16 protein-coding genes are annotated in these 20,449 nt (G+C 35.2%); 10 read left to right on the top strand and 6 right to left on the bottom strand.

The annotated features are described in order from the left end of the window. Nucleotides 1-43 precede the first annotated feature (43 nt). The 4 genes from ABR854_RS17865 to ABR854_RS17850 all read left to right on the top strand — a co-directional run bounded on the left by ABR854_RS17865 (nucleotide 44) and on the right by ABR854_RS17850 (nucleotide 5,322). Nucleotides 44-1,210, top strand: coding sequence for a hypothetical protein (locus ABR854_RS17865; protein ID WP_350267087.1), 1,167 nt, complete (start codon nucleotides 44-46; stop codon nucleotides 1,208-1,210). 23 nt (nucleotides 1,211-1,233) lie between these two features. After that, entirely contained in the window at nucleotides 1,234-3,732 is a 2,499-nt protein-coding gene (locus ABR854_RS17860; RefSeq protein ID WP_350267085.1) for a M1 family aminopeptidase, read from the top strand. Nucleotides 3,733-3,745: 13 nt separating this feature from the next. Further along, nucleotides 3,746-4,039 carry an SPASM domain-containing protein gene (locus ABR854_RS17855; RefSeq protein ID WP_350267083.1) on the top strand — a complete coding sequence of 98 codons (294 nt, stop codon included), beginning with the start codon at nucleotides 3,746-3,748 and terminating at the stop codon, nucleotides 4,037-4,039. 80 nt (nucleotides 4,040-4,119) lie between these two features. Then, the gene (locus ABR854_RS17850) at nucleotides 4,120-5,322 is read left to right on the top strand and encodes a nucleoside permease (protein ID WP_305952527.1); all 1,203 of its coding nucleotides are present in this window, start codon (nucleotides 4,120-4,122) and stop codon (nucleotides 5,320-5,322) included. Between the two features lie 104 nt (nucleotides 5,323-5,426). Here the strand turns inward: ABR854_RS17850 and ABR854_RS17845 are convergent, their stop codons facing one another. Continuing rightward, nucleotides 5,427-6,647, bottom strand: a complete 1,221-nt coding sequence (locus ABR854_RS17845; RefSeq protein ID WP_350267080.1) for an ABC transporter permease — start codon at nucleotides 6,645-6,647, stop codon at nucleotides 5,427-5,429. Nucleotides 6,648-6,742: 95 nt separating this feature from the next. Between ABR854_RS17845 and ABR854_RS17840 the strand changes: the two genes are divergently transcribed. From ABR854_RS17840 to guaA, 3 genes are all read left to right on the top strand, one after another. Further along, the gene (locus ABR854_RS17840; protein ID WP_350267078.1) at nucleotides 6,743-7,696 is read left to right on the top strand and encodes a hypothetical protein; all 954 of its coding nucleotides are present in this window, start codon (nucleotides 6,743-6,745) and stop codon (nucleotides 7,694-7,696) included. A gap of 54 nt (nucleotides 7,697-7,750) precedes the next feature. Then, a complete protein-coding gene (locus ABR854_RS17835; protein WP_350267076.1) occupies nucleotides 7,751-9,214 on the top strand; it encodes an MBOAT family O-acyltransferase in 1,464 nt (487 codons plus the stop codon). 166 nt (nucleotides 9,215-9,380) lie between these two features. Continuing rightward, entirely contained in the window at nucleotides 9,381-10,910 is a 1,530-nt protein-coding gene (gene guaA, locus ABR854_RS17830) for a glutamine-hydrolyzing GMP synthase (protein WP_305952523.1), read from the top strand. A gap of 177 nt (nucleotides 10,911-11,087) precedes the next feature. Here guaA and ABR854_RS17825 read toward each other — a convergent pair whose 3' ends face one another. The 3 genes from ABR854_RS17825 to ABR854_RS17815 form a co-directional block, all read right to left on the bottom strand. Then, a complete protein-coding gene (locus tag ABR854_RS17825; protein WP_305952522.1) occupies nucleotides 11,088-12,263 on the bottom strand; it encodes a glycosyltransferase family 4 protein in 1,176 nt (391 codons plus the stop codon). A gap of 120 nt (nucleotides 12,264-12,383) precedes the next feature. After that, nucleotides 12,384-12,935 carry a WcaF family extracellular polysaccharide biosynthesis acetyltransferase gene (locus tag ABR854_RS17820; RefSeq protein WP_350267073.1) on the bottom strand — a complete coding sequence of 184 codons (552 nt, stop codon included), beginning with the start codon at nucleotides 12,933-12,935 and terminating at the stop codon, nucleotides 12,384-12,386. A 46-nt stretch (nucleotides 12,936-12,981) separates the two neighbouring features. Next, nucleotides 12,982-14,244, bottom strand: a complete 1,263-nt coding sequence (locus ABR854_RS17815) for a prephenate dehydrogenase/arogenate dehydrogenase family protein (protein WP_350267071.1) — start codon at nucleotides 14,242-14,244, stop codon at nucleotides 12,982-12,984. A gap of 174 nt (nucleotides 14,245-14,418) precedes the next feature. Between ABR854_RS17815 and ABR854_RS17810 the strand changes: the two genes are divergently transcribed. Further along, nucleotides 14,419-14,745, top strand: a complete 327-nt coding sequence (locus ABR854_RS17810; protein ID WP_350267069.1) for a DMT family protein — start codon at nucleotides 14,419-14,421, stop codon at nucleotides 14,743-14,745. A 56-nt stretch (nucleotides 14,746-14,801) separates the two neighbouring features. Here ABR854_RS17810 and ABR854_RS17805 read toward each other — a convergent pair whose 3' ends face one another. Next, a complete protein-coding gene (locus ABR854_RS17805) occupies nucleotides 14,802-16,106 on the bottom strand; it encodes an amidohydrolase family protein (protein ID WP_350267067.1) in 1,305 nt (434 codons plus the stop codon). 170 nt (nucleotides 16,107-16,276) lie between these two features. Between ABR854_RS17805 and ABR854_RS17800 the strand changes: the two genes are divergently transcribed. Next, nucleotides 16,277-17,020 (top strand): class I SAM-dependent methyltransferase, encoded by a 744-nt coding sequence (locus ABR854_RS17800; protein WP_350267066.1) that lies wholly within the window; start codon nucleotides 16,277-16,279, stop codon nucleotides 17,018-17,020. A 1-nt stretch (nucleotide 17,021) separates the two neighbouring features. Continuing rightward, the gene (locus ABR854_RS17795; RefSeq protein WP_350267064.1) at nucleotides 17,022-17,519 is read left to right on the top strand and encodes a GNAT family N-acetyltransferase; all 498 of its coding nucleotides are present in this window, start codon (nucleotides 17,022-17,024) and stop codon (nucleotides 17,517-17,519) included. 86 nt (nucleotides 17,520-17,605) lie between these two features. Here ABR854_RS17795 and ABR854_RS17790 read toward each other — a convergent pair whose 3' ends face one another. Continuing rightward, nucleotides 17,606-20,311 (bottom strand): TonB-dependent receptor, encoded by a 2,706-nt coding sequence (locus ABR854_RS17790; protein WP_350267062.1) that lies wholly within the window; start codon nucleotides 20,309-20,311, stop codon nucleotides 17,606-17,608. Between the last annotated feature and the right edge of the window lie 138 nt (nucleotides 20,312-20,449).

The raw sequence follows: 20,449 nt of genomic DNA, 5'->3' as shown, positions 1-20,449 counted from the left end.
ATTGAGAATAATTCGCCAAAACCGAATTTTTGAATAACCCAAAATGAAGAAATTTATTACCACTGCTGTTTTCTTATTGACTTTTTTCCAAGTTATTGCACAACAAGATCCACTTTTGGATGCCTCTAATCGCTGGATTTTGGTCAACAATAAGATTGAAAAAAATGAAGTTTTTTTGACTTCTTACAAAAAAGCAAAGGTAAAGTTGAATACTTTGGTTTTGTCATTTGCTGAGAATGGGAAAATCGTTTATGATTATGAAACTAATTCAAAATACGCCGAAAATCCAAATATCAAATATCTTGACATCAATACCAAAGAGAGTTCATGGGCGTATGATACGTTGACAAAAATACTTACTTTGACGATTCAAGCTGGTTATATTACAATCGATGATTTTAAGTTCCATAGAGAATATAAGATAGATGAAGTACATGATGGTTATATTTTGATGAAAACCAAGCAGGTTTTTTATGAAGATTTAAGAAAAAAGCCAGTTGTTATAAATCAAGTCAAGAAAACAACACCTTCGCGGATTGCAGCAACTCCGAAAGTTGTAACTGAAAATAAAGTTATAAATGAAGCTCCGAAAGTTTTGGCTGATACTATAAAAAATCTTGCAACTTCAAATGTAACTGAGGCTTTAAAAGTAGATTCTGATGTGAAAACTACTTCAACAACTGATGCCAAGATAATTGCAAGTGTTGAGAAAGAAAATGTTTCAGTAGTAGTCGAACCAGCGGTAATTGCATCGCCTGTAAAAGTCAATTATTTAGAGTTACACAAGGCTTTGTTCGACAAAACAAAACGTTGGATTTTGGTCAGAAATAAAATCGAAAGGGGAGATATTTATCTTACGCCTTACCACGAATCGAAGTTGACTATTAACAACTTAGTTCTGAATTTATCAGAAAGTGGAACAATCGAATATGATTATGAAAGCGACCCTAAAGTGAAATTCTGTGCAGGAGTAGATTTTTTGGATATTGATACAGAAGAAACTTCATGGGTTTTTGATGCCGATAACAATATTTTTACACTCACGCTGAAAGGTGGTTATGCGAGTTTAGATGATTTTAAATTTAAGCGAGACTACACTGTTGAGGCATTTGATGATGGTTTTGCCTTGCGAAGAGTGAAAGAACATTATTTTAATGATTTTCGTAAGCCAGTAAAAACAACAGGTAATTATCAAAAAAGACGAAAGTAATTTTTTAAGCCATATTTTATTCAATGAAATTTCTTCAATCAGCAATACTTTTCTTTTTCAATCTTTGTGTTTTTGCTCAAGAAAATAGTGCCATAGTTCCCGCTCAAGGCCCATATAATGCTTCAAGAACAATCGAACATGATTTGATTCACACAAAACTCGAAATCAAACCCGACTGGAAAAAGCAATATCTTTATGGTAAAGCGACTTTGACTTTTAAACCGCATTTTTATCCTCAAAAATCAATTACTCTTGATGCAAAAAGTTTTGATATTCAAGAAGTTATGTTGAAAGGAAAGCCTTTGAAGTACGACTATGATAAAAGTATTTTGAAAATAGATTTAGGTCAGACTTTTACTCGAAAAGATACCATAAATATTCAAATCAATTACACTGCCAAACCAAACGAACGCATTGCGGGTGGGAGTGATGCGATTGCCGGTGATAAAGGTTTATATTTTATTAATCCATCGGGAACAGAACCTGATAAACCTCAGCAAATTTGGACACAAGGCGAAACCGAATCAAACTCTGCTTGGTTTCCAACGATTGACTCGCCCAATCAGAAAATGACCCAAGAGATTTTTCTGACCATTGATGCCAAATTCATTACACTTTCCAACGGTAAACTTATTACTTCTAAGCAAAACTCAGACGGTACTCGCACTGATTATTGGAAACAAACAAAACCAGCAGCACCCTACTTGACGATGATTGCGGTTGGAGACTTTAAAAAAGTAGTTGACCCGAATTTCAAAGATTTTGAAGTGAGTTATTATATTGAGCCTAAATTTGAGAAATACGCTTTTAATATTTATGGCCGAACGCCCGAAATGATTCGTTATTTCGAGAAAATTTTAGGGGTAAAATATCAGTGGGAAAAATATGCTCAAATTGCCGTTCGTGACTATGTCTCGGGAGCAATGGAAAACACAACGGCAACCGTTCATGGCGATTATATTCAAAAAGATAATCATCAATTAGTGGATGATAATGACGATGGCGTAATTGCACATGAGCTTTTTCATCATTGGTTTGGCGATTTAGTAACCTGCGAATCTTGGTCGAATTTGCCCTTGAATGAAGCATTTGCCAATTATTCGGAATATTTATGGGCAAATCATAAATATGGGAAAGATGAAGCTGATTTGGTTTCGTATATTGCCTTGAATCAATATTTCGATGAAGCCAAAGAAAAGCAAGAACCATTAATCAGATTTAGGTATCTTGATAAAGAAGATATGTTCGATTCGCACTCTTATGCCAAAGGTGGTCGGATTTTACATTTACTCAGAAATACAGTAGGAGATGAAGCATTTTTTGAAGCTCTCAAACAGTATCTTACTCAAAATGCCTATAAAACTGCCGAAATTGAAGATTTAAGATTGGTTTTTGAGCGTGTTACTGGACAAGATTTACACTGGTTTTTCGACCAATGGTTCATGAAACCTGGGCATCCTGTGCTGGAAGTTTCTCATGATTTTGCAGATGGAAAACTGAAATTGAATGTCAAACAAACGCAAGACACACTTTACTCATCTGTTTATCGTTTGCCGCTGAAAGTATTGGTAAAGTCTGATAATGAGCAAACTACGTACGAAATACTTGTAGATAAAAAACAACAAACTTTTGAATTTGCTGCTAAATCAGCCCCAAAGATGGTTTTACTCGACCCCGAAAATGTTTTGGTTGGTAAAATTGAGCATCAAAAATCTCAAGATGAGCTCATCTATCAATTTTATAATGCCGAAAATATCGCTACAAGATTGAATGTCTTAGAAACGCTTACCTTTATTCCAGAAGACGATACAACTTTTTATTATCCGCCAGCCGAAAAGAAAATCAGACAGCTTTTGATAGATGCCACAAAAGATAAATTCTGGCGAGTAAGGCAATTTGCAGTTCAAAAGTTTTTCGATTATGATGGTGAAGATTTTTTAGGCGTTGAAAAGGCTTTACAATATAGAGTTCTTCATGATGAACGTGCATATGTGCGTGCCGATGCTATTTTGGCGATGAAAGGTTTTCAAAATTCTCAAAATGATAAACTTTTCCGTGATGCACTGGCTGACTCATCTTATACAGTTCAAGCTGCTGCAATCGAGGCTCTTTTGGCAAGCAAACCTTCGGATGCAATTGAAATAGTTTTGAAATTCGATACTTCAACCAATCCGAGTATTTTTGCGGCAGTTGCCAATTATTTTGCAGAGGAAGCCTCACCACTTCGTTACGATTGGTTTCAGAATCATCTAAACCAAATGAAAGGCAACGATTTATACCAAGTTTTAGGTATATTTGGTACTTACTTAGTGAAATCAACGACCGAAATACAGCTGAAAAGTTTGCCTTTGCTTAAACAAATTGCAAAAAATGATACACAATGGTATGTCAGATTTGCCGGGATGCAAACACTAAGTCTGATTAACGATATTAAAGAAGTAAAGGCTTTGATGAAGGAAATTATTGAAGAGGAAAAAGACGAGCGTTTACAAAAAATATATAAGCAATTTCGTGATATTTAAAAGTCCACTATCAATGCTCACTCACTATTGCTCGTTGGGGGATATTACAATCTTAATTGAGCCAACAACCTGCATAATTACCTGGGATGGATTGGTTCTTCCGTGTTGCTTTGATAAAGACGTTGAATACCTAATGGGTGATTTGAAAAATAAAACTACCAAGGAAGTTTGGCAAATTAAACCTGATCAAGAATTCAGAAAATTACTCACAAATGCTCGTGCAGAAATCAAAATGTGCAAAACTGCACCGAATGAACGAAGATTTTGGGATGAAGGAGGAGCGGTAATGGGTTTGATTAACAAGTAAAATTTAACCAACAAATATTTTCTAATTATTAACCCTAAAATTGAGCGAATTTTGCTCAAAGCTATAACAAAACTAAAACTATGACTCTAACAACCAGAATTAAATTAATGGTGATGATGTTTCTCATGTTTTCTACATGGGGAGCTTGGTACGGACAAATGGGTAAGTACCTTTTCACAACACTTCACGCAACAGGCGACCAAATCGGTAGTGCTTATGCCACATTTTCAATAGCTTCGATTGTAGCACCATTTTTTATGGGAATGGTAGCCGACCGTTTTTTTTCAGCACAAAAAGTAATGGGCGTTTTGAATCTTTTAGGTGCAGTTATTTTGTATTTCTTGATTCAAAACCAAGACCCTGATACATTTTTCTGGTATATTTTAGCTTATACACTCACATTTGCTCCAAACTTGGCTTTATCAAGTTCGATAGCTATGAATCAGATGGAAAACCCAGAAAAAGAATTTCCTTCTATTCGTGTTATGGGTACAATTGCTTGGATTGTAATTACAAATATTATAGGTTTTTATGGTGTAGGCGATAAAGTTACAATTTTCCAAATAGCTATGTTTACATCAGTTGCTTGGGCTATTTTTGCGTTTACATTGCCGAATACACCACCAAAGGCCACAAAAGCTACTTCATTCGGTCAGATTCTTGGAACTGATGCTTTTGTACTTTTCAAAGACCGTTCATTCTTGGTTTTCTTTATTTGTTCAATTTTGGTTTGTATTCCGTTGTCGTTTTATTACGCCCACGCCAATTTATCATTGACAGAATCTAACATGACAAATGTTGAAAATAAAATGTCTTTGGGCCAAGTTTCTGAGGTACTATTTATGCTTTTGATTCCTTTTGCGTTGAGTAAATTTGGCATTAAGAAGATGTTAATCGTTGGCTTGGTTGCTTGGATAATCAGATTTGTATGTTTTGGTTACGGCGATGGTATTTCATCAGAATGGATGCTTTATTTAGCAATTATTCTACACGGTGTTTGCTACGATTTCTTTTTCGTTACTGGACAAATTTACACTGATAATAAGGCGGGAGAGAAAATCAAAAATTCAGCTCAAGGTTTAATCACTTTGGCAACTTACGGAATCGGAATGGGAATTGGCTCAATTCTTTCTGGAAAAGTTTTAGATAAATATACAACCAAAGTAGGTGAAGTAAGCACCCACGACTGGACAGCCGTTTGGATGGTTCCTGCTGCTATTTCTGCTGTTGTTTTATTAATTTTTATTGTAGTTTTTAAAGATAACACAAGAGCAAAAGCATAGTTTTTGTGGAGCGATCCGAGTCGGAGGATGTCTCTGCTTCGTTCATAAACAAAAAAGACTCCATAGATATTTTATGGAGTCTTTTTTGTAAACAATCATTGCAATTAACTCTTAAATTTCAAAGATTCTATCAATTTCATGCGTGAAACAACCAAGGTCGGAATTGTAATAACTGCCAAAACCAACAAAACAGTAACTACATTAAGAATCAAAATCGTGAGCCAATCGAACGAAATAGGTACATAACTCATATAATAACTTTCCGAATCGAGAGGAATTATTTTAAATGTTTTCTGCAAAAAACAAAACCCAATTCCGATGAGATTGCCATAAATCATTCCTTTAATGATGATTGTCAATCCATTATAAATGAAAACCTTTCTAATTTTTGTATTATCAGTTCCCAATGCTTTTAGCAAACCAATCATTGGCGTGCGTTCCATCATCATCACTAAAAGCACCGAAATCATATTAAAACTGGCAACGAGTAAAATCAGAGCTATGATTACAATGATATTCCTATCCATTAAGCCCAGCCAGTCGAAAATTGCAGGAAACATTTCGGTTACTTTCAATAGCTGCGTATCTTGGTCGATTTCATCAAAAATTTGTTTTGCGACAACATCAAGTTTATCAAAGTTTTTCAAGAAAATTTCATAATGCCCCACTGTTCCATTATCCCAATCGTTCATTCGTTGTACCAAGGCTAAATCACCTAAAATGAAGTTTTTATCGAATTCTTCTAAACCAGTATCATAAATTCCTACGACTTTGACTTTTCTTATTCTTGGTGGATTTTGAATAAAAAAAATTCTAACTTCATCCGAGAGTTTAATTTTTAATTGCTTGGCAATTTGTTTGCTGATGATTATTTCGTTGGAATATGTTGTATCTTGAAAGTTAATTTCTCGCCCTTCAATCAAATTTTCTTTGAAATTTACCCAATCATAATCACGTCCGACACCCTTTATGACAATTCCAGCGTGTTCTTCCGAAGATTTTAATAGTCCTGCCTTATTTGCCACTGCCTGAACATGCCTGATTTCGATGTTTTTTCTGTAATTTTGATAAAATTTTGTATTTATTGTAATCGGTGTTTCTTCAAACGATTGATTCAGCGTAATTTTGCTGACTTGAATATGCGAGCTAAGACTAAAGAGTTTTTCTCGAATAGTTTGTTTGAATCCAATCAGAATACTAAACGAAATAATCATAACTGCTAAACCAATAGCGATACTCGAAATGCCAATTTTTGTGACTGTTGAAGTAAAAGTTGTCGTATTGGTTTTCTGAATTCGTTGAGCAATAAATCGAGGTAAATTCATTATTATCTGATGCTGTTTTTTTACAAAACTATCAATTTATACTAAGATTAAAAAGATTTAAAAATCTGATAGCCCAATTTGATTTTAAAAGATATATGAATATAAAACAGTTTTTATTTAAAGCTTTACTACTTTCTATTCTCACTTTGGGAACCGTCGAAGCCGTTTTTCATTTCAATCCATACAATAAACACGATTTAGAAACTTCGTATAACGCTATTATTATTGATAAGTACAAACGATTACAAGAAACACCATCTCCCAAAATTGTTTTGATAGCAGGCTCAAATTTCGCTTACGGTATCAATAGCAAACTTATTGCCGACTCGCTCCAGAAACCAGTAGTCAATATGGCTATTCATTATGATTATGGTACAAAATTTATGTTCAAACAGATTTCACCTGAATTACATAAAGGTGATACAGTAATTATGGGTTTTGAATACATTATTGAAAGTGAAGGCAACAAGAGTGAACAATTGTTGATGGCAAGGTATTTTCCTAAAGCCAAAGAATGGATGGAATTTGAAGATATTTTTGAAGAAATTCGAGAAAATAGCCAATTGAGAATCAAATCTTTCAAAACTGTATTAGAAAGATTATTGAAAAATAAAACTATAACTTTCAAAGTATCAGACACAACAAGTGTATTTTTTCGTGGAGCTTCAAACGAATACGGTGATTTAGTAAGTCATTTCAATAATCCACGTATGAAAGTTATTCCAAGAGCAATTTTGAGCGATAAAGTAAGTTTGAAAGATGCCATTGCTGATATGAATGCATTCCATCAGGAGATGCAAAAAAGGGGCGTAAAAGTCTTTTTTGTTTATCCAACCTATTCAAAAGCCAACTATGACCTTGATAAGCCAATCATTGATAAGTTTCAGAAAGAGTATAAGAAATATGCTCAGTTTTCGATTTTGGGCAAACCGACTGATTTTGTGTTTGCTGATTCATTATATCACGATATGGCGTACCACTTGACTCAAAAAGGTGGCGAAATTCGTACTCAAAAAATTATTCAGTTAGTAAGAAAAACAGGTTTGTAACTTGTCACAAAACGTATTCGACAGGATTTAAACTTGTCCTACAAAAATTAATTTATGCTTTTCAATTCAATAGAGTTTTTGTTGTTTTTTCCAATCGTTACGATTATCTACTTTTTGCTTGGCCATAAAGATAGATGGTGGTGGCTTTTGGCTGCAAGTTGTGTGTTTTATATGGTCTTCAAACCCGAATATTTATTGATTTTGGGTTTCACGATTGTCATTGATTATTTTGCAGGAATTTGGATAGAAAATGCTGTTGGGAAGCAACGAAAATGGTTTTTAATCATAAGTTTGTTCGCAAATATTGGTGTTTTAGCCTTCTTTAAATATACGAATTTTGCCATTTTTGCTTTAGCTCAAGCCAATATAGCTCATTTCAAGTTATTAGATTTTATTCTCCCAATTGGCTTATCGTTTCATACGTTTCAAGCGATGAGTTATACCATTGAAGTGTATCGTGGGAATCAGAAATCCGAAAGACATTTTGGTTTATATGCACTTTATGTCATGTTTTACCCCCAACTTGTGGCTGGGCCAATCGAACGTCCACAGAATGTCTTATATCAGTTTTATGAAAAGAAAAGTTTTGATTATCAGCGAGTTACGAGTGGTTTAAAACTGATGGCATGGGGGCTTTTCAAGAAAGTTGTAATTGCTGACCGATTGGCTTTATTTGCTGATAAAGTTTATAATAGCCCGATGGAATATGAAGGAGTTCCGATAATTGTAGCGACAATTTTCTTTACTTTTCAAATTTATTGCGATTTTTCAGGTTACTCCGATATTGCACTTGGTACAGCCGAAGTGATGGGTTTTAAATTAATGAAAAATTTCGACCGACCGTATTTCTCGAAAAGTATTTCGGAATTTTGGCGTCGTTGGCATATTTCGCTTTCTACGTGGTTTAGAGATTATTTATATATTCCGTTGGGTGGAAATAGGGTAGGGAAAACTCGACAATATTTCAATCAATTCTTTGTTTTTGCGGTCAGCGGATTGTGGCACGGAGCCAATTGGAATTTTATCATCTGGGGAGCTTTGCACGGTTTTTATTTGGTTTTTGCTCGAATCACTCAAAAGCCAAGAACGGCTTTTAATAAAATTACGGGCTTAGAAAAAGCTCCATTTTTGCTAAAAGCTTTGCAGGCTTTCGTCACATTCTGTTTGGTCGCTTTTGCATGGATATTTTTTAGAGGAAATTACCTCGAACAAAGTCAATTATTTCATTTAGTGACACATTTGTTTTCAAATCTTCCAAATTTAAAGGAGTTTTTGACTTTCAATTATATTTCACAAAATGTATTTCTGAATTTTACTATTGTTGAATTTTTGACTGCTATAGGATTAATTATTTTTATGGAAATCATACATTATATTCAACGAGATAAAAGTATTCGCCAAATTGTGTCAACTTACCCAACTGCCGTGCGTTGGATACTTTATTACCTTTTTGTAATGGCATTTCTAATTTTAGGAATTTTTGACCAACCAGCTCAGTTTATTTATTTTCAGTTTTAAGAAGAAATAGAAAAAAATGTAAAGATTAAAACTTGGTGTTTTATTATTAATGTATTGATAATCAGTTACTTATTTTGACTGTTGACTGCGAACTGGTAACCGTTGACTACAACTTATTTGCACTCAATGTCATTTTCTTCTAACTTTGCATTTTAGAAATGTTACCATGACCGAACAAATCCTTATTCTTGATTTTGGCTCTCAGTTTACGCAACTGATAGCACGCCGAGTACGAGAACTAAATGTGTATTGCGAAATACACCCTTTCAATAAAATTCCGCCGATTACTGCCGATATTAAAGGCATAATTCTTTCAGGAAGCCCATGCTCAGTAAGAGATGAAGATGCACCAATTGTTGACTGGCAAGAATTTGCCAAGACAGTGCCTGTGCTCGGAGTTTGTTACGGTGCTCAAATGATGGCTCAAACTGGTGGCGGAGAAGTTGCACCATCATCAATCAGAGAATACGGTCGCACGATACTCAACAAAGTTGATAATCGTTATGCACTTTTCAAAGATGTTGCTGATGATACACAAGTTTGGATGTCACACAGCGATACGATTGCTGCTCCACCAGCCAATGCAGATATTATTGCTTCGACCGATACGGTAAAAGTGGCTGCTTTCAAAATCAAAGAAAAACCAGTTTATGGTATTCAGTTTCACCCAGAAGTAACACATACCGTTTTGGGAAAAACAATTATCAAAAACTTTGTAGTTGATATTTGTGAGTGTTCGCAAAGCTGGACTCCTGATTCATTTGCTGAGGTAACAATTCAGGAATTGAAAGAAAAATTGGGTGACGATAAAGTAATTATGGGTTTATCGGGTGGTGTAGATTCTTCGGTAGCTGCTACTTTGATTCATCATGCTATCGGAAAGAATCTTTATTGCATTTTTGTTGATAATGGTCTGCTTCGTAAAGGAGAATTTGAAGAAGTTTTAGAATCGTATAAAGGTCTTGGTCTTAATGTTATAGGCGTTGATGCCAAAGAACAATTTTATACAGCATTGAAAGGTTTAACAGACCCCGAAGCAAAGCGTAAAGCTATTGGTAAGACATTTATTGATGTTTTCGATGCAGAATCTCATAAAGTAGAAGGTGCAAAATGGCTTGGGCAAGGTACGATCTACCCCGATGTTATTGAGTCTGTTTCTGTAAAAGGCCCTTCTGTAACTATCAAATCACACCATAATGTTGGGGGTTTGCCCGACTTTATGAAATTGCAGGTTGTTGAGCCACTTCGTTTATTATTTAAGGATGGTGTTCGAGAAGTTGGTAAGGCTCTTAATATTCCACAAAATATTTTGGGACGTCATCCTTTTCCTGGACCAGGTTTAGGTATCAGAATTTTAGGTGATGTAACGCCAGAAAAAGTGCAAATCTTACAAGAAGTTGATGCAATTTTTATTAATGGCTTGAAAAATAGCGGTTTATACGATAAAGTTTGGCAAGCAGGGACAATGCTTTTACCAGTTCAAAGTGTTGGTGTGATGGGCGACGAACGTACTTATGAAAGAGTTGTTGCCTTACGTGCCGTTACGAGTATTGATGGTATGACTGCCGACTGGGCTCACTTACCTTATGAGTTTTTGGCCGATGTTTCAAATGAAATAATCAATAAGGTAAAAGGTGTGAATCGTGTAGTGTATGATATCAGTTCTAAGCCACCAGCAACAATTGAGTGGGAATAAGAATATGTTTATAGGTAGAGGCGTTTAAGATTTACAATTTAAGTTTTTGAAGGTAGAATTTTAAGAACAAATTGATATAAATTATTATTCAGCTATCATAAAGTTATTCTAAACGATAAAGAAAAGCCCAGTTTTGACCTTCAAAACTGGGCTTTTCTTTATCGTCTTATATTTTGATTAATTGCTAACCTCACTGAGTCTTAATTTTTCTTTTGGTTGTGTTGTGGTTGCTACTTTATCATTTACAGAAAGTTCTTCTTTTTTCAATTTCAAACGTCTGATTTCTAAAAGATTACCTGTGACAAAATAACAAATAAGTAGAAATAATATAAAGAAACAGAGTTCGGTATTACTAAAATAACTTCTTGCAAAATAAGTGACGACCGTGAAGAAAATAGTCGTTGAATACAATGCAAATGAAGCTTGCATGTGTGAAAGATTATTGTCAATCAGTAAATGGTGCATATGTAATCTATCTGCTTTAAAAGGAGATTTACCACGTAGGATTCTGATTGAAAAAACTCTTATTGTATCAAAAATTGGAATAATTAGAATAACGATAGCAATAATGGGGGCACTTACAAACGAAATATCAGCTTCCCAAGCGTGCATTACATTGAGGTGAATAAACTTCACGGCCAAAACCGTAATAATGTAGCCAATGATAAGTGAGCCAGTATCGCCCATAAATATTTTCTGGCTTTGTGAGAAGTTGAATCGGAGGAAACCAACTAAAGAACCCGCCAAACACAAAGCCAAACAGGCCAATGAATAATGATGATTTACTAAAAACCAAAGCCCAAATCCACTACTGGCAATCATGGCTATTCCTCCAGCTAACCCATCAATACCATCTATCAAATTAAAGGCGTTTATCATGGCCACAAATATGAAGATGGTAAGCAAAATACTTATGATATAAGGTATATGGCCGATACCAAAAATGCCAAATAAATCAGAAATACGAAGGTCACTTCCAATTACTACTATTGCAGAAGCTAATACCTGTACAATCATTTTTTTTGTAGGAGAGAGTGCATAAAGGTCATCTTTCACACCTAAAAAAAACAATATTACAGTACCGGCAAAGACTTTGTGAATGAGAATGCCCTCATCACCAAAATTCCATATCATGTAACCGATTAAGACTCCTGCAAAGATAGCAACACCGCCAAAAGTTGGTGTTGGAGTTTTGTGAGAACTACGTTTTACCGGATTATCCATTAATCCACGGAGTCCACTTATGTTGATAATAACAGGAATAGAACGCAGGTTGATAACCATTGCGATTATAGCTGAGATTAAGATTTGTATTTGCTTATCAGGGATAAGTGATTCAAATGTTGGAAACATCAGAACTATGTTTAATTTTATCTTTACTTGTTAGTAATTAATGTACAAAATAAATACTTTTTTCAATGGGAAAAGTAAAAAAGATAAATCTTTTTGTAGATTTATTTATCTAATGGCGATTTATCGTTGTCTGACAAGTTGAGCTGGATTACCTTGATAAATTCCATAGGAGGTTAAAGATTTGGTTGCAACCGAATTAACCGATAATACAGCGTGTGAATGGCAGGTTACACCTCCACAAACTACTGACTTAGCTCCAATCCAAACTCCATCTTCAATGATAATATCTTTTATAATTAAGTCAAAAGTCTCTTTTCGATAATCATGATTTCCAGACAACAACATTGAGCCTTGCGATAAACAAGAATTATTACCAATTTTTATTTTTCCTAAATTATCAATCCAGAGAGCTTCACCGAGCCAAACATTGTCACCAATCTCCAGATTCCACGGAGCTTTAATATTGATATTTGGTTTCATTGTTACATTTTTTCCAATTTTTGCCCCGAAAAGTTTTAAAATTGTAATTTTAATCGATGTTGGAATTATTAAATAAGAATTGATAAAAATCGCATTTGTGATATACCAAATCACTGAAACAAAGAAATTTCTTGTTAGATCAGATTGTTTATACCAATCATTATTATATTTTGTTAAATCCGTTTTCTGCATTTATGACTTGAATTCTTTTGTTTGGTTACAAATATCGTGCTGATTTTTATGATTTACTTTTTTGAAGTTTAGCAATCAAAAGCCCACTTTTAGTACGGCCTTCTTCCAAACGGTCTGAGAGATAGGTTTTTGTGGCTTCAAAGTGTTTTCGATAGCTTTCTTTATCTCCCATTTCTACGATATTAGCCCACTCGTGCACAGCCGTATGAAACGCCAGATCCTCACCACGAATACTTTTATCAAAAAGTGCAGCTTTGATAGTTTCTTCCAGTAGATTTTCATTTAGAAACAAATATTCAGCCATGCCAACTCTTAATTTAAAGGGCGGGGTTTGACAAATCAGACTTTTATAAGGATTTGTACCAAGTTTGTGCCAAGTATCTACCATTGCCAACAAACTTAGGTGTGAATTGGGTTTATGTTCAAAATCTTGATTCAAACTAAATTCGCTCATAATTTTATCATCAAGCATTAAAACACTTCCTTTATCTTTAAAAACTGTATCACGAGCAGCATAAATTCTTTTCCTAAATTTCTTTTCGTTTTCTTCAATCATTAATTCAAATAGCTCACTTTCTGCTCTGGCATAGCTTCTCACATCACGCTTTGCATAAGGGTTTTGGAGAGCCAAACCCGAATAAACGTGAAATTTGTAACTATAAATTCTTAGAGTCATTAAGAGTTTTACATTATCAAGGCCGTTTGGATGTAATGTATTTTCCCATGGATACACTTTGCGGTGCATGAAGGCCGTTCCGATACTTTCAAAGCCAATGTGTGTAACAGCCTGAATATCAGCCATCATTCGGTCGTGGGCATGAAAGTCTTCGAGTTGATGAATGGTTGAACCAATAGCACTCAGTATGATTTCGGCTTGCTCAAAAGCAGATTGGCTTGCCCGATGATTCACCACAACTAATGTCTGCCCAACTGGGCTCACTGCTGGGCCATAAAGAGCATGACAGGTGATGATTTGTGCATCTTTAGGTAAATGTTTTTCAAAAGCGGCAATTTCTGGCGTTTTTACGGATGTTTGCCCTGCCACAATTGCTCCGTATTTAGTTGATGGACCACATTGAGCTACTACATTTTCTATATTCTCAGCTTCGACAGAATAAAGGATAAAATCGCACAGACGAGAAATGGCGATACCATCTTGAAGTACATTAATGCCAAAGTCACTTAGCTCTTTTTCTAATATTTCACGGTTTTTGGGAAGGTCACAACCATATACTTCATAGCCAGCTTTTGCCCAAATTCGAGCAAACGTCTTGCCCATATCCCCTAAACCGATAATACCTATCTTCATACTTATTGAGTGAATGAGCGTATGAGTGAACTTGTAAATTTTTCAAAGCAAAATTCGAAAAAAATCATATTTCCAATCATTTTCTCACTACATAAAACTATTTTTGTGTTTGAATTCTAATACAAAATAACAAAAAATCACTCATTCGCTCATTCACTCATTCAAAATTATTTTATGCGAACCATTTTATTATTGATAATTTCAAACACATTTATGACTTTTGCTTGGTATGGACACTTGAAAAGACCAGACTTGCCAATTTGGAAAGCTATTTTGATAAGCTGGGGCATTGCGTTTTTTGAATATGTTTTCATGGTACCTGCCAATCGGCTCGGTTATGGGCAATTTAATGCTTTTCAACTCAAAACCATTCAGGAAGCAATTACTCTTGTAGTGTTTGTTGTTTTTGCAGTTTTATATCTAAAAGAACCTTTGAAATGGAATTATTTGGTAGGTTTTGGTTTAATTTTTTTGGCTGTTTGGGTAGTTTTCAAGAAATGAAATTTCATAAAAAAAAGGATTACATTGCTGCAATCCTCTAAGTTTTTTAAGATTTCTTATTTTTCACTGATACCATATTTTTCAGCGTACTTTTTGTAAAGACGCTTTTGCTTGTCGTCAAGATCTATTTTTTTACCTCTAATAAAAGCATAACTTACTTTATTCGTACGCATATCTAAAATATCACCATCTGATACGGCAATTGTTGCATGTTTACCTACCTCGAGCGTCCCAACTTGTTTTTCGATGCCAAGAATTTTAGCGTTATTAAGCGTAATCATTTTTAAAGCATCTTCTTTGTCCATGCCAAATGCTGCACTTGTTCCAGCCACAAAAGGTAAATTGCGAGTTTTGTAAAATTCTTCAGTGTAGAACATTCCAGTCAAGATCCCTGCTTTCATCAAGCGATTAGGCAATTTGTACGGATTCCAGACATCTTCATCAGGTGTATTAGGCAATCGGTGAGTGGGTGAAACAATCACTGGAATATTATTTGTTTTCAAGAAATCGAGAGCTAATTCTGCTTCTTCACCACCAACAATTACAATATTCTTGATCTTAAATTTCTGTGCCATTTGGCAGGCCTCAATGATTTCTTTTCCGTAGTTTGTGCGAATATAAAGTTTTTTAGAGCCATCAAACAAACCTTTCATTGCTTCAAGTTTAGCATTTTTAGGGTTTGGGTTACTAATTTCGCTATATGCAAGTGCATCAGCAATAAAACTTTGAAGTTCGTTTTTTTGCTCGATATACTTTTCGTTTTTCTTAACTGCAAATTTCATTTCTTCAAAACTAAACTGACGAGCAATTAAGGCAGGATAATTTAACCACACACCATCATCTTTTTTCAGTGCAGCATCTTCCCAGTTCCATCCATCGTATTCCATCACCGATGAAGTACCAGAGATAATTCCGCCTTCGGGAGTTGTTTGTCCAATCAAAACACCGTTTCCACGTACTGTTGGAATAACTTCTGAGTCGGTGTTATGTGCAATTAATGAACGAATATTTGGATTAAATTGACCAGTTTCGGCTTGGTCGAATGTTGAACGAACAGAGCCAATTTCTATCAGGCCAAGTAAAGCCGCAGGGGCAATTATACCTGGATAAACAGATTTTCCTGTGATGCTGATAACTTCAGTAGTATTTTTATCAAAACTTGTGTTAACATCGCCAATCGCAGTTATGATTCCTTTGTCGAATACAATTGTTCCATTTTGAATAATTTTTCCATCACCTACGTGAATCGTTCCACCAACTAACGCAATTGGTTTTGACTGTGCAGGAGCGGGGGCTGGATTTTGGGCAAAAACACAAAGATTTATCAATAAAAGGCTGAGAAGTGATAATTGTTTTTTCATTCGGTAGGTTTTAGTTTGATGAACAAATTTTGTGAAAAATACGGGTAATTCCAAATCAGATTTCTAAAAAATGATAGATTAATAAAACAAAATTCGATATAGATTTAGAATCAAAAAAATAATCTCTATTTTTAATTTTGTGAGTGTAAAAAAGACTAAAAATTGAAATTATGAGTAAATTATACACAAATTTGGCAAATGTCTATCATGAAATATATCAAACCCTATTTGATTACGACGAAGAGTTTAAGTTTTACGATGAGCATTTAAGAAAAAATGGCGTCGCAAAGGTTTTGGAAGTTGGTTGTGGCACTGGCAATTTGGCTAAAAGGCTTCTTGATGCAAAGTATGATTATTGGGGAATTGATTTGTTTGATGAAATGCTTGAAATTGCTAAACAAACTGCACCAAATGCGAAGTTTAGCCAAGCTGACGTGAGGAATTTTGACTTGAATAACCAATTTGACTGTACAATAATTACTGGTCGAAGTATAAGTTATTTGATAGAGAATGACGGCTTGTTGGATGCCCTTAATTGTATTAAACGTAGTTTAAAGGTAGGTGGAATGCTGATGTTTGATGCCATTGATGCCGAAAAGATGTTTGAAAATTTTGAAAATGAAAAAGTTGATGAATTAAAGGTTAAATACGGAGTCAACGATTATCAAAGAAAGAGTAAAAGTAGAAAAAATCTGAGTTCTGGTTGGACTTGGGATTGGGAGTCAGAATATTTTAAGATGGATTCTAATGGTGCTTACAAGAAAATTGGGGAAGACTTTTCAACTTTAAGAGCATTTTTGAAGGAAGAGTTGGCCTTGTTTTTAAAGCTTCGGAGGTTTCAATTAATTGAGGTTTTACCCAAAAAATCCTACGCTTGGGATGATAATTTTTTTATAGCAAGAAAGGTTTCATAAAATGAATATTAGAAGATTTGATAATGTAAAAGATGCAGAAGCTGTCTGGGAAATTTTAGATTTGGTTATTGCCGGTGGTGATACATTGGTTTTTGCTCCAGATTCGCCAAAAGAAAAAATGCTAACTTATTGGGGTTCAGATGATAAATTTGCTTACGTCTGCGAAATTGATGACCAGATTGTTGGTACATTTTATTTAAAAGCCAATCAACCAGACTTAGGTTCACACGTTGCCAATGCAGGGTATTTGGTTCATCCTATTCAAAGAGGAAAAGGAATTGCCGAAACAATGTGTAAATTTTCGTTACAAGAAGCACGGAATTTGGGATTCAAAGCAATGCAATTTAATATCGTTATAAGCACAAACGAAGTAGCTGTCAGACTTTGGCAAAAATGTGGTTTTGAGATTATTGGTCGAATTCCGAAAGCCTTTCAACACCAAAAATTGGGTTTGGTAGATGCGTTTGTGATGTATCAATGGCTATCATCGAATGATTGATTTTGAAAGATAGAATAAGTATTAGATATAAAAAACTCCAAGAAGATACTCTTGGAGTTTTTTATATGATTGCTTTATTAGACGAATTAGAACCTGAAATTCAAATTTGCTGCGAATGTTGTACCGAGTTGGCTGAAATGTGAGCCATCATAAGTAACATTTGAATAGCGACCGTTGAATGTAATCAAATTAACATTATTGAAAACTTGTGCTGCATCTTTCAAAACTGCCTCACCAGCCGAATTCAACGCCACTAAATTCCATTTAGGCATGATGTTAAAAATATTATTAATATTCAAGCCTAAAGTTACACTTTTACCTAATTGGAAATTTGCACCTAAATCTGTTACAACTTTTGGTTCAAAAACAGTCTTCAAGTTTGAGTTCAAACCATTTTGACGGAATGTTGTTGGGCCAAATAGCGTGTTATTTAAGTTAAAGTTCATTTTGCCAACTACGTAATCAACTCCTAAGATAGCTTTGTATTTAGGACGTGATGTAAGCAATAATGCTTCTTGTGTTGCATCAATGATTGATTGTCCAGCCGACTTGATAAGTGATGGTGTCAAAGCTTCTCCAACTTTTTCATTTTTAATTGTATAGTTACCCGCTAAGCTGAAGGCTAATTTTCCTTTACCCAAAACTACATTTTTATAGTTTGCTACGAAGTCTAAACCTTGAGTCATTGTGTTCATGCCGTTTACGAAGAAACTAACTGCTACAATACCATTATCAGACAAGATTTTATTTAAAGCTGCTGCTTGAGCCCCACTTCCTGCGGCAATTTCAGAACTTAAAATAATACGATTATCTACTTTGATACTGTAAAAATCGAGCGTTGCACTAAAATTCTTATTAGGGTTGAGACCTAAACCAGCAGTAAAGTTTACTGAATTTTCAGCTTTCAATTTTGGTACACCTAACAAGAATGCTTGAGGGCTGTAATTGTTTACGATACCTTTTGTTTGGATACCTTGACCTGGAACAAAACTTGCTTGTGCCAATTGTAAGTTGCTTTGGGCCATCGAAGGAGCTCTAAAACCAGTTGAAATTGACGCACGGAGTGTTACTTTATCGTCAGCAAATTTGTAGCGTGTGCTGATCTTCCAAACGAAAGCATTTCCAAAGTCGCTATACTTTTCTACACGAGCCGTTCCGTCAATCAAGAAATCTTTTGTAATGTCAAAACCTAAGCCAACATATCCACCAAAGTTATATCGAGTAGAAGTTTTTGCATTTACAGCACTTGTGCCTGGGAATGAATCTGCTCCTGGAGCAGTTGCATAAGATGCTGTATCACCAGCGATGATTGTGAAAGTTTCAGCTCTAAATTCTGAACCCATAGAAAGATTAACTTTTTCGGTCAATGATTTAGAAAGGTCAATGTTTCCTACATTATGGCTAAAAGCATATCCACCTGGCTTGAATTGAATCGGGCTATTTTTACCTAATCCACGGTTTACTGAGTTACTTACAGTATAGACTTGCTTGTTGCCACCAGTTGTAAAGCTTACATCAGATTTCCAGCCGTTTTTTTCTGAGCGAACACCTATTGTTGCATTATAGTCATTCAAATCTCCTTCAAAAGTTGGTACATATCCTAAATACGGACTTCCTGCTGGAGTCAATAAACCATAGTCAGTTGGTCGCCAATATGGGGTACGATAATTAGCAAAGCTATTTACTTTTTTGAAGACATAAGCACCCGTGTAGTATAATTCAGTGTTTTCGGTCAATCCAAAACCACCATTAACTGCAAATTTTGCAGCGGCAGTTTCAGGAGCACCGTTGATATTACCAGCATCTGGTTTTAATTTTAAGAAGGCTTGAACTTCCGAAAGTGGAGCTCCAAATCCTAAATTTCCATCGGCTTCAGCTTCGGCACTCACGACGCCCGGGCGATTTGCTTGACCAACGTGAGAGAGTGCAACTGTGTAGTTGATGTAGCTGCTTTTACCAAAATTAGCACCATTGTTTAACGTAAAGCCAACAATTCCGCCGTCACCTTTGTGCGTTACGCCAGTGTTTAATGTTACAGAACCGTATTCAAATTTATCTTTCAAGATAATATTCATTACACCCGCAATCGCATCTGAGCCATATTGAGCTGATGCACCATCACGTAAGATTTCAACACGCTTGATAGCTTCAGTTGGAATTGCTGAAATATCAGCACCACTTTCGCCACGTCCTGGTGAAGTCTGAATGTAGGTTAAGGCACTTGAGTTTTTACGCTTACCATTAATCAAAATCAATGTACGACTTGGCCCCATATTACGAATTTCATACGGGTCGAGCAATGAAGTTGCATCATTTACAGGTGTTTGAACAGTGTTGAATGAAGGAACACGGTATTGAAGAGCCTTGTCGAAAGTAGTTTGTCCTGTGGTTCTGAGGTCATTGCTCGAAACAATGTCAATCGGTAGGGGCGTATCAGTCAAAGTACGTTTTGAGTTACGGCTACCAACCGAAATGACCACTTCATCAAGTGAAGTTGCAGCATCTTTTAAAATTACGTTAACATCTCCCGAAGCAGGTACTGCAACACTTTGTGTTTCGTAGCCAATGGCAGTAATTTCTAAAGTTGCATCCACAGCAACATCAAGTTTGAAAGCACCGTTGCCATCAGTAGAGGTTCCTTTAATTGTGCCTTTGATTTTTACGCCTGCACCAGGGATTCCTGAGCCAGTGGCATCTTTTACTGTTCCTGATACAGAACGGGTTTGTGCGAATAGTGTGGTGCTTAGGAAAAGCAAGCTCACCAACACCGAGAAGGTGAATCGTTTCATCATAAATAATAAGTGTTTATTTGGTTTTTGTTTAGATTATCAACTGCGAAGTTACTCTCAATGTTTTTTAAAATGCAAATTTTCGGAATAAAATTTTATGTTTTATGTGAAATGCCAAATAAAAAAGCATAATATTGATAT

Source organism: Emticicia sp. W12TSBA100-4, from assembly GCF_040253585.1.
Lineage (GTDB): Bacteria > Bacteroidota > Bacteroidia > Cytophagales > Spirosomataceae > Emticicia.
The sequence above is the reverse complement of the archived record's forward strand: the minus strand, read 5'-3'. Positions and strand labels throughout refer to the sequence as shown.